Below are 13,320 nucleotides of genomic sequence, written 5' to 3'. Positions count from 1 at the left end.
CCTGTAAAGACGGACGTCCGGCCGGCGTGATAGTGAAATTATTATTTAAGGTAATTAACAAACAAAAGTTAATTACCTTTTTTTATTTCCGATTATAAAAATCCCGCATCAAAATTAACGCGGGATTTATTCCCCGTATACTTGCTTTTGTTTCCATATTAGGGAGTAGGTGGATTTGCCGGTCTTAGCTGAATTGATTGGGCGGTCATACTGCCGTCCTGATTCGCTGTGCCATTTACGGTAATTGTCTTACCGATTTCTAAGTCGCTTGCAGCGCCGCTCACCGATTTTACAACTTCAGTAGAATCCGAAAAGAAAATAATTTTTGAACCGCCATCACTGAGTTTAACGGTTACGCTTTTATCATCTTTAGCAATGATTTCTCCAGCAGTAAAATTATCTCTTCCCTGATTTCCTGATCTTAATCCTCCTCTCGCGTTCGCGCCGAGTTGCTGACGTTGTTCTGGTGAAAGATTTCCGAAGTTTGGATTACCTCTCTTGCTTTGACTATATTTCATTCCTCCGTAAAAAGTTCCGCCACCAATAACCAATATCAGCAAAATCACCATAGGCAATATTTTTTTTATCCCGTTAGATGTTTTTGATAAATTTTCTGTAGTCATAATTTTTTGGTTATTTTTTATTAAGTTATTAAATTATTATCTTATTTATAATGTCAATAAAAATTAAGCAAACTCCATTGGGGGAACCTCATTCTCTGACTCCGTTTAGAAATTTATTTCTAACAGGGCAAATAAGAGTTAGTTAAAAATCAAAAATTAAGAATTAAAATTTTGTATTATTCATAGCGCAGCGCCTCTATAGGATTTAGTCCCGCGGCACGGCGGGCGGGGTAATAACCAAAGATAATTCCGATAGCGGCTGACACGCCAAATGCCAAGATGATTGAAGATAGTGAAATTTGTGTCGCAATACCACCAAAATGAGAAATTATTAAAGAGACCAGCCACCCCAAGAAGACCCCAATTATTCCGCTTATAAATGTAAGCATAATAGCTTCAGTCAGAAATTGAAGATTAATGTCTTTCTTTTTGGCGCCAATGGCTTTGCGCAATCCGATTTCCCGCGTCCGTTCCGTGACGGTCGTGAGCATCATATTCATAATGCCGATGCCGCCCACGATAAGAGAGATACCAGCTATGGAAGCAAGGAGCATTGTAAAAGTGTTTGTCACTGTTGAAGCGGTTTGCACAATATCCTGCTGATTTAATATTTGAAAGTCGGCGAGCTGGGGATCAGATATATTATGTCTTTGGAGCAATAAATCACTGATTTCCTGCTGAATGGTAACCATAGAGTTTTGGTCCATTGCTTCCACGCTGATTGTGGTCACGTAAGTATCGCCCGCGAGAAACCGTTGGGCTGTGGAAAGGGGCACGAAAATCACATCATCTTGGCTGCCAAAGCCGCTACCCCCTTTGGATTTAGTAACGCCGATCACTTTGAAATCCACGTGGTTGATGCGGATACTTGCTCCGATGGGGTTTGTGCCTTCTCCGAAAAGATCATCTCTTGTCGTAGGGCCGAGCACAGCTACTTTAGATAAACCAACCACATTTTGATCAGAAATAAATGAACCATTGTCAATTTGAATATTGCGCACTTCTGGATATACTGCGACGGTTCCCACAATTTGCGTGTTGGTATTTTTACCCTTCGCGGTTACTTGATATCTTCTTGAGATTTCCGGAGCAACAGCTTTCGTCAGCGTAATTTCTTTTTGGATGGCATCGGCATCGGCTTGGGTTAAAGTTGTTGCCGCGCCGCGCCCGGAGCTAACTTGGCTGAATCCTCTTTGAAATCCAGGCATAATTAATATTAGATTTGATCCGATTGATTGGATGCTGGATTCAATTGAACCTTGCGCTCCTTGGCCAATAGAGATCATCGCGATCACTGAACCAATGCCAATAACAATACCAAGCATAGTAAGTCCCGAACGTGCTTTATTTACAAATATAGCCGAAAATGTTTCTTGAAATAGATCAGCGATGAACATATTTTTTATTCTTGAATTTGTTGAGCTGTTTTAGAATGATGAGTAGCAATATCTTCAATAATTTCTCCGTCCTTGATATCAATTATGCGTTTCGTTCTCTCTGCGATATATTTTTCGTGAGTAATTAAAATAATTGTTTTGCCTTGTTTGTTTAGACTCTGAAAAGTTTTAAGAACAGCTTCACCAGTTTTACTATCAAGGTTACCCGTTGGTTCATCAGCTAAAATCAGTGTTGGATTGTTGACGAGCGCCCGCGCGATTGCCACTCTCTGCATTTGTCCACCTGAAAGTTGATTAGAAAGATGATTAAAGTGAGATTCGCTTAAACCCGCGTTTTGGAGCGCGGTTTTCGCTCGCGCTTCACGCTCACTCTTTGGGATGCCAGCGTAAACGAGCGGCAACACAACATTGCGCAAAACGGTTGCGCGCGGCAAGAGGTTAAATGATTGGAAAACAAATCCGATTTTATTTTTTCTGATGTCGGCTAATTCGTCATCAGAAAGTTTGGAAACATCATCACCATCAAATAAATATTCGCCTTCTGTTGGCGTATCCAGCGCTCCTATTATGTGCATTAGGGTTGATTTGCCTGAACCAGAAGGGCCTATGATAGCCACAAATTCACCATCTTTAATGGTTAATGATATTCCCTTGAGAGCGATTGTTTCCACTGTGCCGCTTTGGTATATTTTTGTTATATTTTTGCATTCAATCATATTAAACCTTAAATTACGAAATTTACTCCTCCTGCTCGCCTCGCTGACACTCTGGCGTAGCGGGTCGGCGTAGCGGGTTCGAAGGGGAAGGGAGCGGCTCTCCCCCTGCCCGAGGGGGAGGCGGAGAGGGAGGGAGCGGGGTTAAATTAATCGTCGTGGATTTGCGAAGCGCCTCTAATTCCAGCGCCACCGCCTCTGTTGGCTCCTCCTGGCACTTGAAATAGACCACCTTGACTTTGCGATTGAGTACTTTGCGTACTTGATGTGTTGATAGTTTGAATAATCACTTGGTCGCCTTCTTTGAGTCCGCTTATGACTTCTGTGGATGTGTCATTCACTAAACCAACTTGTATTTGTTGGTCTCTCGGAGGCGTCCTTGAGACAATGCCAGCACTCCCTGCCGCAGGTTGGCTCGCAATAACCGTCGGTTCAAGCATTTCCACGTAATTTGTATTATTGCCTGAAGATTTGACCGCGGAATTGGGAACCAACAAAACATTTTGTTTTGCTTCAGTGATGATCGTGGCGGAAACGCTCATATTGGGTTTTATCCTTTTATCTTGCGTATCAAAAGCGATTGTCGCATTGTAAGTCACCACTCCTTGGGTTACTGTTCCTAGTGTGTCAATTTCTGCCACCTCCCCTGTGAGGCTTAAACCTTCAATCGCGTCAAAGGTGAGCGTTGCCTTCTGACCTAATTGAACTTTCGCCATATCAACTTCATTAAGGGTAACCTCTGCAATCATCTCTTTGCTAATGAGCGTGGCAATTGCTGTTGCCGTGGTAATAGAGTCTCCCTTTTTTGAATTTACGGTTGTGATCACGCCATCAAACGGGGCGACAACAGTATACTTCGGGAGGTCCTTTTGGACACTTCCAAGCGCGCTTTCTTTGAGTTGAATAGCGAGTTGTTGCGATTGAACATCAATTTGTGAATCCTTAATTGCCTGTTGCGAATCTTTAATTGCCTGTTGTGCCGCTAAAAGATCTGTAAGATCGGAATCAGCTTTAGTTGTATAGGTCGCAAGACTCGTTTGGTCTACTGTCATTGCTGTTGTGCGATTATTTGGATCAGTTTCATTATTGACATAATCCACCAGTACTTTTGTGCTTTTTATCGCTTCCGTGGAGAGTTCTATCGTGTTGTATGTTTCCTCCAAAACTGATTCTAAAGTGCTTATCGCGGAGTCTCGGTTTAAAGCTGAATAATCTTTTAAATTTTTATCATATTTTTGGCGCGCGGCGGCATATTTTTGTTCCGCGTCTTTTCTATATGTTGTGGCAGTGCCTCCGAATGCTTCCACTGCCTTGCCATTATCACCCCAGATATAAGAAGAATAATGCAAGATATCATCAATTCCGTTAATACTCGTAGTGAGATTAAGGAACGCGCCCTCAAGAGTATTATAAGCATCTACATAATCTTGTTTTGTTGATAAAGATGAGGATGTTAATTTTTCTAAAGCAAGTTTTGCGCTATTCAGGTTTATTTTTGCATCGCTTACGGCTTTTGTAGCATCTCTCACATCAAGTTTGGCAATAACTTCGCCGGAAGACACCGCTTGGCCGCTTTTCAAATTAATATCAATTATGTCGCCGGCAACTCTGGGTTTAATGTCTATTTGATTAACGGGTAACACTTGTCCAGTTCCCGTAACCGATGTCACAAGTGTTCCTTTTTCAACCGTTGCCAAAACATAGCGGGTTTCGGTTGTGTTTCCTTTTAATGCCTTATATCCGAAATAGCCACCGCCTGCTAGCGCAAGAATAACTATTGTTGTGATAATTTTGTGGCGCGATATCATTTTGAAAAAATTTCGCAGCATATTTTTGATATATAATCTTTAATAAATACGGTTACATTCCAGGTGGTGGTGGCATCCCGGAAGATGGCGGCGGCAAAACCCGAATTAATTTTGCTTCTATTTGACCAGCATCATTAGGGGAGCCAATAACGATAATATGGTCGTCAATTTTTAAATCGCCGGGTTTGATTGTGTCTTGAAAATGTTTAATTACGGTGTCATCTTTCAATAAAATTATTTTCTCTATATCCCTTTCTCCTTTAATAACAAGGGTAGAACCGTCAATTTTAATAATTGGACCGAAAACACCGTGAGCTTCAATAAAATCCTTGTCTGCAAAGTCTTGAAAGAATCCTCCGCGAGGTCCGGCAAAATTACGATGATAATTCTCTCCCCAGCGGTAGGAAAAACCTGCTTTTTTGAAACCGACAAGCATTCCTGCTTGGAAAATAAGCAGAATGATGATTAGCAGCCCGATCGTCAAGAGTGTAATTTTAAATATTTTTGAGCGAAAAAATTGGTTGAAATCCATAAATTTAGGCGTTATTTGTTAGTGTAAAAATTGATTTAACATTTCTTACAAGAAATTTTAGTGAGCCTAAAAACACTAAGATGGTTAGGAGAAGTGTAGCTAAACCCATAACGGGCAATGTTTCTAAAAGCGACATAATGAAGTTTTGCCAATATGCAACCACAGTTTCAAAATCAGAAAATATTAATGACAAAAAATACGGAAAGCCAGATTCGCTCAGTTCGGTTTGCGCCATTTTAAAAGCAGGGATAAAAGCCGCTGCCGCGCCTATTATTCCAATCATTCCGATAGAGAGAATCATCACCTTTCGTTTAAGAATGGAAGATTGACGTTCTTTTTGGATGCGGCGCATCGTCTTTTCAAAAAGATTATCCGGCATTTCTGGAGGCGTAAGGTGAGAAAAAAGTTGTTCGTAGTTTTTATGCATAGTTTTTCACCCCGTTAGAGAAAGTGCATCCCGTTATAAATGAATTTGTAACGGATACGCCGATTTTAATTGGTGCAGACCGTTAGCCCCGTTAGAAATAAATTTCTAGACGGGGTTAGAAAACGAGGTTCTCTAACGGGGTTTACTACATATACTAATACGAACAAAGAATGCATTTTGGTGCACCCGTCCATACTTTACCCCCTTGTGGAAGGTTAGAAAATACAAATTTCCCCCTGACAGGGGGGGTAGGGGGGTTCTTTCGATGGGCAAATCGTGGATTTCGTAATTCAAAAGGGATAATCATAAAACCCGCCTAGATTTAGGCGGGTCTGTATCAGGCGGATTTAGTAATAATTTGTCTAAGTTTAACAAGCGCTCTTCTGTGGCGGCTTTTTACAGTATTGAGCGGCTCTTCTAGGGATTCAGCGATTTCGTGAAAAGTAAAATGGTCATTGTAGCGAAGGAATATCACCATACGATATTTGGGTGAAAGTTTATCCATTGCCGAGGCGAGCATTTGGGCGATATCCGCGCGTTCAAGTAATTCATCGGGAAGGGGAGCTGGATCGCTTAATGTTTCGTAAATCATATTTTCTCCCTCTTCATTTTTTCCATCAAAAGCGGATCTGCCTTGGGCGAAAAATTCCGAAAATGGTATGGTTTTTTTCTTTCTCAAGAAATCAATGGCCGCGTTTTTGGCAATACTAAAAAGCCAAGTTTTGAATTTTCTTTTGGGGTCAAATTTTTTAATATTCTTCCACATTCGCGCAAATACCTCTTGGGTGATATCTTCCGTATTGTCCATATTGCCCACATATCTATAAACAAAACTGTATATTGGCTTCAGATATTGCTGAATTAAAACCTCCAGCGATGGTTCGTCGCCAGCAAGATAATCGGCGATTAGTTGTTTATCGGAACGATTTTGCGTCATAAGCATATGTAGTATAATGAAAGCTACTACCAGAGTCAAGCCAAAAAAGCAGAATCCAGACTAAGTATTAGGAGTCAAAAATAGCTCAAAATAAAGCAATTTTTCGTTTATTTTAGCCAAACTTGATGCTAAATGTTGACTTTTTTGTTGAAATATGCTATAATTCTATTTACAAAATAAAAGGGTAAATTTACCCTTGAAGTGCAACATTTGCTCTTTAAAACTTTATATGTCTCCAAGCGACCAAATTGCGGCGAAAGAAGGAAGTACGGTCCCTCCCCTGATAAGGGGGGAGGTTAGGAGGGGTTATAATTCCTCTTCTTAAAACTTTCCGCCTCAGCTTGGTCGCCTAGACGATCTATAGTGAATGCCTGACCGAAGGCGTGGATTTTAAGCGGCTTGCAATAGCCGTTCCATATTCCCTGGAGCACTACATTGTGTGGTTGCTCGAGATTAGTTTCTTACAGTTTGTTTTGTATGGAGGATATGAAATGTTTTATAAGGATGTTAATGGCTATGTTAAAATGGAAATAATGGGTCTCCCGCAGTATGGATATATTCAGGGAAAAATGGGAGACATTACTGATCGTTTGAAGAAGGAAGGAAAGTTAGATTGGGAAGAAGGTCGTCACGACCCAATTCCAGCGGCGGTAATGATTTCAACCGGATCCAGCCAATATGCAAAAATACTCTTCAATGCCGGTTGGGCGAATTATGATATCCCATCAGCTTATCTCGCAGACGCAGAATATCTTTCGCTATGTGAGCAGACATGGGGGTTCATTAGAAAGTATATCAACCAACTCTTTGAGACCTTAAGAATGATGAAGCTACTCCTAGGGACTTCGCTAGATCATCTTTTGTCAGACGAGCAACTGGGGGTTCTAAAAGGCCTCACACTACTAGCCTAATTAACACATCAAACCTCGGGCAATGATAATAACATTGCCCCCAATCCCCAAACCCATAAATATTTGTGGTTTTAGAGATTGAATATTCAAAGCAAGCAATTTGATTCTATTTCTTTAGAATTAATTTGGTTGCTTGGAAAAGTAGCCGCTCCTTTCTACCCGTTTAGGGTGCTATTTTCTCTGGCCCGATTTAGGGCGATGGGTCTTCTAAGTTTTTTAAACAAACTTAGTCAGGCTGATGGCCAGTATTCACTTCTATGTTGAAGTCAATACTTTAGAAAAAATCCCTTCTGGCCGGAAGGGAAGAGGAGAATCTTGAAAGGAGAACGAAAATGTTTGCAAGAAGATCTGTTGTTTCCGGTGAACTCAAACCTCAATACCCATCCGCTAGATATTATAGTGAGGTTTTGGTTCCAGTTTACAATAGTCTCGAAGATATAGTCCAAGGCACTGATGAGGAGATAGTTGAAATCTCCGGCAGAGTGGTTGGTTATAGTGCTCGAGGCTGGCAACCCAGCAATGTTGGCTGGGGAGGTCGTGAAATTCTCATAGATCCGCCCCAAAAAGCAATGTTCCTGCGATATAGAAATTATCGCGGTGAAATAGTTGTGACAATAATCCGGGTAGAAAAAGAAGTGGCTCACACAGAACCACACCTCTTTTTCCAAAAAGATCCAGATGGAAGTTGGTGGTGGGTCAAAAAACAATACGACCCAAAACTTCAAAGAATGATAGAGGTGTTTCGTAATCGTCATGAACCTCATCATAGATTTGAAGTTTAGATGTTCAGAACCTTCGCTCGCCTCTTAGGCAATACCTACGAAGCGAGCTTTTTTTATTTTTACCCTTCCTCTTGTCAGGGGAGAATTTCATCATATATTTGTATATCGCTTATTTTGGTGCTAAACTAAAATAAAAGAATGAAATTTTATGAGACAGAAATATACATTTAAAAAAGCAACTGCCAATGATTTCAAGCCATTTTATGTATTTTTCAAGCAAAGCATTCACTCTCAATTCCCGCAATATTCAATCAAAACCCAAGAGTACTTTTTTAAAAAAGAATACGATCCGGTCTCCTTGTCCGCGCGTCTTAAAAATCATAACATCGTTATTTATTTGGCTTGTGCCAACCAAAAAGTGGTAGGCTATCTTGTTGTTGGCGTTTATGTCGGCGGCGTATGTTTGATTATTTGGATCGCAGTGGATTCAAAACACCAAGGTCAGGGGATTGCAAGTAAGCTTTTAGAATTATGTGAGACCGATTTAAAGAAGAAAGGCGTGCACAAGCTTCACCTTTGGACCGATCAGAAGAATGTAAACTTTTATAAAAATAGAGGATACAAATTGCTAGGTAAAATAGCAGAGAATTATTATGGCAGCGATGATTACTTCTTTTATAAATCTCTGCAAAAATCCAAAGAAAGTAATTTTTTGAAATATCCGAAATTGTAAAATTTTTCCAGACCCAAAAATCGACCCATTTCAAGGTCGATTTTTGTTCCCCTTATATTTCAAACTGAAAAGTAAAAGCTACTTTTACACTTTTAGATGTAGTTTTGACTTTTGAGATTTGACTTTTAACTTTTCACACATACTTCCTCATCACCGCCCTTACAATTCCTTGAATCGCCGGATTCTTCACATAAATCGGCTTCATTGTGCGATTGGCGGGCTGCAAGCGAATTCGATTCTTTTCGCGAAAGAATTTTTTCAACGTCGCGTATTGATTGTTCAAAAGCGCGACCACTGTGTCTCCATTCTTTGGCGAAAAGTTGCGCTCGGCAATAATATAGTCGCCATCTAAAATTCCGTCTTCAATCATAGAACTGCCTTTTACCTGCAGGACAAAAGAGCTGGGTTTGTGGTCTACAAGCCCCAAGGGCACGCAGAATGTTTCATTTTCCTGTATCGCTTCAATGGGTTCGCCCGCGGCGATTAAACCCACCAAGGGCAATTCAATTGCTTTTTTAAAGCGGATGAATTTTCCGGAGGGACTCAAGGAGCGCGCCTCGCCTTTGACTGCCTGCAAATAACCCGCATCTTCTAAGTTTTTAATATGTTCGTGAATGGTGGCGGTGGAGGACAAACCAAAATGATCGGCTATTTCCCGAAAGGAAGGGGCATAGTCGTGCGTGGCAATAAATTCAACCAAAAAGTCCAGAATTTGTTTTTGACGTTTAGTGATTTGCATACTGATATCGTCATTGCGAGGAGTGACCGCAAGGAGCGACGAAGCAATCTCATAAAATTATAAAACCTTTGTTCTTTAGAAAATCTTTTTGATAACCATTCTTATGGCTGTTAATGAGATTGCCTTCCCGCTCGCAAGCTTCGCGGGAGTGCGAGGCGGGCGGTCTTTGTTGTCCCTCGGCAAGCCCTGTCCGGTTAAGGCGTACTACGGGACAAGCTCGGGACTCCTCGCAATGACGCTTTATGTTGTTTGCTCATCGAGGCCCATCTCTTTGTATTATAACCCAAACAAAAACCGAATACAAGTGAGTTATCCACAGATGAAATTTTTTGAATTTTTATTGAAAAAATTTCTTTTTTTACATATTTTTGCTATAATGAACTAAGCTGAATTAATAGTAATACACAACAATTTTTCTGAAAAAAGCAGAGTATCATAAATAAACACTCTGATTCTATATTCCTAATTCATAATTCCATATTCCAAAAAAGGAGGTGGTAAATATGGCAGAAGAAAAAAAACAAGCAGAGCGCCAAGAAGAAGAAATTGGCAAAATTACCCATTATTACAACAAAATTGGCGTGGGAATTATTGAGATTACAAAAGGCGAATTAAAGATTGGCGATACAATCCACGTGAAAGGGCATAGTGATGATTTTGATCAAAAAGTAGAATCAATGCAAATTGAGCACAAAGAGGTCCAAGAAGCAAAACAGGGTGATGTAATTGGTTTGCAAATAAGCCAAAAGGTGCGCGAAGGGGATGCGGTCTATAAGGTTTTAGGATAGGCAATCAAATGCCCATTTGTCATTGTAATCCTTGAATGTTGTTTTTCTATTTAGAAAATTTTTTAATATTGATTTTTGATTTGTAATTCCAGACATATATTATTTTTTGGCGCTCATAGCTCAGCGGATAGAGCGCAAGCCTCCGGAGCTTGAGGTCGCAGGTTCAAATCCTGCTGAGCGCACTATACTCTTTCTTTAAACCCCGAGATTTTACCTTTTGAATTTTACATTGTAATTTTTCATTTTTCATTTTAAATTTTTAATTTATTTTAATGCCTAATGTTTATAATCAAATTAGTTCCAATATCCGCAAAACATGGTTTTTTATTACCTTATTTTTGCTCGTGATTTTATTTTTAGGTTGGGTTTTGAGCTATATCTTTGATAGCGAGTTGATTTTAATAATTGCCTTTTTGTTTAGCACAATTAGCGCGATCTTAAGCTATTGGTATTCTGATAAAATTGTTTTATCCTTAACCCGTGCGGAAGCTATACAAGAGAAAGACGCTCCAGAACTGTATCGTGTTGTGTATAATTTGGCGATTACCGCTGGTATGCCCACGCCCAAGGTCTATATTATTCCCGAAGCGCAACCCAATGCCTTTGCCACAGGCAGAGATGAAAAACACGCCGTGGTGGCGGTAACCGCAGGGTTATTGCAGAAACTAGAAAGGGTGGAATTAGAGGGGGTGATTGCTCACGAAATCTCCCATATTAAAAATCGTGATACATTATTGCAAACGGTTGTGGTCATTCTAGCGGGTATTGTAACTCTGCTCGCGAATTGGATTTTAAGAGCATTTTTTTGGGGAAGAGGTGGAAATGATGAAGATTCAGGGGGCGGAGGTATTCTGGTCTTGATTTTAGGATTGGTAACTGCGATTATCGCGCCGATTGCCGCCACTCTGATTCAGCTTGCGATTTCCCGCAAACGCGAATTTTTAGCCGATGCTTCCAGTGCCCTTTTGACCCGTTATCCTGAAGGTTTGGCGCGCGCTTTGGAAAAAATAGCGCAAGATAAGACGCCGATGCGTGTCGCCCAGAACTACAATGCCCATCTTTTTATTACTTCGCCCTTCAAAGGGAGAAAAGCAGTGAGTTTTCTAGCCAAACTCTTTTCTACTCACCCCCCAGTGGAAGAAAGGATTAGAATTTTAAGGGAAAAGACGGGATTCTAATAAATTTCTAATTTTCAATTTCTAATTTCTATTAAATTTCTAATGAAAAAATTTTTAAACAGTTTTAAAATTAATGCATTAAAAATTGAATGAAAATTTAAAATTGAAAATTAAAAATTAAAAAAACGGGCCTGTAGCTCATTTGGTAGAGCGCTACATTCGCATTGTAGAGGTAAGGGGTTCAAATCCCCTCAGGTCCACCAATCGCAACTTTCGCCGTTTTGGGAAAGGATTGCCTCGCGGCTTCGCCGCTCGGCATTCGGGCTTTGCGCCTTGCGCAAAGCCATAAAATCCCACGGCGGGCAAAAAGAAAAGGAAATGGATTTATCCAAAAATTTGGGGTTCGTTCCGACTTTTTGAACAAACCGCTTCATTTCCTCATAGTTTTCGGAAGAAGCCAAATTTTTGGCTTTTTTCGTATCTAAAATCCACGCACGCAAGGGTTGGAGCCAATTCTTTCCCGTTTGTCCAAAATCTTCCAAATCGTTCGCAAGAGAAACTTTTTGCTTCAATAGTTCCTCTTTTTTCGGCAGATAATTTTCTTTTGGAATGTCGCCGTCAATGTAAGCGGAAACCAATTTATCCAGTTTCTCTTGCGTTTCAAACATTTTATTTTTCAGATTTTGGACAAACTTTTGCGACGAGTGGTTTTGTTCTTTTTCCCATTCGTCAACTTGCTTTAGCATTTTATTCGTCCACTCGTCGCAAATGGCAACGCTTTGAAGCCGTGCCTTTATTTGCGCGGCAAGTTCTTTTTCTTGGATATATTTTTGCGAGCAAACACCTTTCTTTTTTGTGCAACGATAATAGCGATATAGTCCGCCGCACTTGCCGCGCGAAAATTGCGCCGTGATCGCCGAGCCGCATTCTCCGCAAGTCATTAGTCCGGTAAATGGAAAATCGTGGCGTTGTTTGCTTTTGCGAGGTTTGGCACGGCGCAAAAGAATTTTTTGCACGACTTCAAAAAGCGTTGCGGAAAGAATTGGCTCAAAGCGTCCTTCGTGATATTCGCCTTTATGCTTCACCAAACCTAAATATGCTTGATTAGTGAGCATTCGCGAAACGGACGCTTTGGCAAGTGGCGTTCGGTTTTTTGTTTCCAAACCAAGTTCAGCCAAAAACTCCGCCAAACTTCCGAGCGTATGTTTTCCGGTGGCGAACTCTTCAAAAGCGCGAACAATAACTTTTGAAAGTGTCGGGTGTGGTTCTATTGTTCGTGTTTTAGTATTATTCACATAACCAAACGGCGCTTTTGTCAGCCACTCTCCGCGGCGGAGTTTTTGGCGAATACCACGATTGATATTTTCAACGAGATTGTCGCTGTAATATTTGGATTGACCGAACGCCACTTGCAACATAAACAACCCTTGCGGCGTGGGCTCAAACCAAAATGTCGGAAAGCGCAAAGAAACTATTTTCTGCGTGTCTACGAGATAAATAATTTTGCCGCCATCAACACTATTTCTTGCTAATCTATCAGGGTGCCACGAAAGTATTCCTACGCCGTCCATTTTCTCAATTTCTGTAATCATGGCGGCAAACATTTCCCGTCCGGGTTTCTTTGCGCTTTTCGCTTCTGTAAATTCTGCAAGAATTTCTACATTTTCTCTACGCGCATATTCTCGCAATTCAAATAATTGAGCTTCAATACTCATAATTTGGTGGTCGTCATCTTCCGTTGATTTACGAGCGTAGAGAAAATATTTTGGTTTGAGCATAATTTTATAAATTATTATTTTAGATACGAAAAAGACAAATCCATTTCCTTTTCTTTTTGCCCGCCGTGGGATTTTATGGCTTTGCGCAAGGCGC

The 13,320-nt window shown here is 40.6% G+C and carries 14 protein-coding genes and 2 tRNA genes; 7 read left to right on the top strand and 9 right to left on the bottom strand.

The genetic code is table 11. The features are described from left to right. Positions 1–158 precede the first annotated feature (158 nt). The 7 genes from PHW01_00080 to PHW01_00050 all read right to left on the bottom strand — a co-directional run bounded on the left by PHW01_00080 (position 159) and on the right by PHW01_00050 (position 6,443). Positions 159–623 (bottom strand): hypothetical protein, encoded by a 465-nt coding sequence (locus PHW01_00080; protein MDD5626402.1) that lies wholly within the window; start codon positions 621–623, stop codon positions 159–161. Between the two features lie 176 nt (positions 624–799). Next, on the bottom strand, positions 800–2,020 hold the full coding sequence (locus PHW01_00075) for an ABC transporter permease (protein MDD5626401.1): 1,221 nt from the start codon (positions 2,018–2,020) through the stop codon (positions 800–802). Positions 2,021–2,025: 5 nt separating this feature from the next. Continuing rightward, entirely contained in the window at positions 2,026–2,736 is a 711-nt protein-coding gene (locus PHW01_00070) for an ABC transporter ATP-binding protein (GenBank protein ID MDD5626400.1), read from the bottom strand. Between the two features lie 146 nt (positions 2,737–2,882). Continuing rightward, positions 2,883–4,562, bottom strand: coding sequence for an efflux RND transporter periplasmic adaptor subunit (locus PHW01_00065; protein ID MDD5626399.1), 1,680 nt, complete (start codon positions 4,560–4,562; stop codon positions 2,883–2,885). Positions 4,563–4,593: 31 nt separating this feature from the next. Further along, entirely contained in the window at positions 4,594–5,073 is a 480-nt protein-coding gene (locus tag PHW01_00060) for a hypothetical protein (protein ID MDD5626398.1), read from the bottom strand. Positions 5,074–5,077: 4 nt separating this feature from the next. Next, the gene (locus tag PHW01_00055; GenBank protein ID MDD5626397.1) at positions 5,078–5,500 is read right to left on the bottom strand and encodes a hypothetical protein; all 423 of its coding nucleotides are present in this window, start codon (positions 5,498–5,500) and stop codon (positions 5,078–5,080) included. Positions 5,501–5,837: 337 nt separating this feature from the next. Next, positions 5,838–6,443, bottom strand: a complete 606-nt coding sequence (locus PHW01_00050) for a sigma-70 family RNA polymerase sigma factor (protein ID MDD5626396.1) — start codon at positions 6,441–6,443, stop codon at positions 5,838–5,840. 431 nt (positions 6,444–6,874) lie between these two features. Between PHW01_00050 and PHW01_00045 the strand changes: the two genes are divergently transcribed. The 3 genes from PHW01_00045 (at position 6,875) to PHW01_00035 (ending at position 8,803) form a co-directional block, all read left to right on the top strand. Beyond that, positions 6,875–7,348 (top strand): hypothetical protein, encoded by a 474-nt coding sequence (locus tag PHW01_00045; GenBank protein ID MDD5626395.1) that lies wholly within the window; start codon positions 6,875–6,877, stop codon positions 7,346–7,348. Between the two features lie 332 nt (positions 7,349–7,680). Then, positions 7,681–8,130, top strand: a complete 450-nt coding sequence (locus PHW01_00040) for a hypothetical protein (protein MDD5626394.1) — start codon at positions 7,681–7,683, stop codon at positions 8,128–8,130. Between the two features lie 148 nt (positions 8,131–8,278). Further along, a complete protein-coding gene (locus PHW01_00035; GenBank protein MDD5626393.1) occupies positions 8,279–8,803 on the top strand; it encodes a GNAT family N-acetyltransferase in 525 nt (174 codons plus the stop codon). Between the two features lie 133 nt (positions 8,804–8,936). On the opposite strand, the gene lexA is transcribed toward PHW01_00035, so the two are convergent. Next, positions 8,937–9,542, bottom strand: a complete 606-nt coding sequence (lexA, locus tag PHW01_00030) for a transcriptional repressor LexA (protein ID MDD5626392.1) — start codon at positions 9,540–9,542, stop codon at positions 8,937–8,939. Positions 9,543–10,045: 503 nt separating this feature from the next. Here lexA and PHW01_00025 point away from each other — a divergent pair. The 4 genes from PHW01_00025 (at position 10,046) to PHW01_00010 (ending at position 11,711) form a co-directional block, all read left to right on the top strand. Beyond that, a complete protein-coding gene (locus PHW01_00025; protein ID MDD5626391.1) occupies positions 10,046–10,330 on the top strand; it encodes a hypothetical protein in 285 nt (94 codons plus the stop codon). A 109-nt stretch (positions 10,331–10,439) separates the two neighbouring features. Next, a tRNA-Arg gene (locus PHW01_00020) sits at positions 10,440–10,512 on the top strand. A gap of 90 nt (positions 10,513–10,602) precedes the next feature. Further along, positions 10,603–11,508, top strand: coding sequence for a M48 family metalloprotease (locus tag PHW01_00015; GenBank protein ID MDD5626390.1), 906 nt, complete (start codon positions 10,603–10,605; stop codon positions 11,506–11,508). Between the two features lie 127 nt (positions 11,509–11,635). Further along, positions 11,636–11,711, top strand: a tRNA-Ala gene (locus PHW01_00010). Here PHW01_00010 and PHW01_00005 read toward each other — a convergent pair. Continuing rightward, on the bottom strand, positions 11,700–13,320 hold a 1,621-nt coding region (locus PHW01_00005; protein MDD5626389.1), incomplete at its 5' end, for a recombinase family protein. The genes PHW01_00010 and PHW01_00005 overlap by 12 nt on opposite strands.

The organism is Patescibacteria group bacterium, assembly GCA_028717685.1.
In the GTDB taxonomy this organism is placed as follows: domain Bacteria; phylum Patescibacteriota; class JAQUNI01; order JAQUNI01; family JAQUNI01; genus JAQUNI01.
The sequence above is the reverse complement of the archived record's forward strand: the minus strand, read 5'-3'. Positions and strand labels throughout refer to the sequence as shown.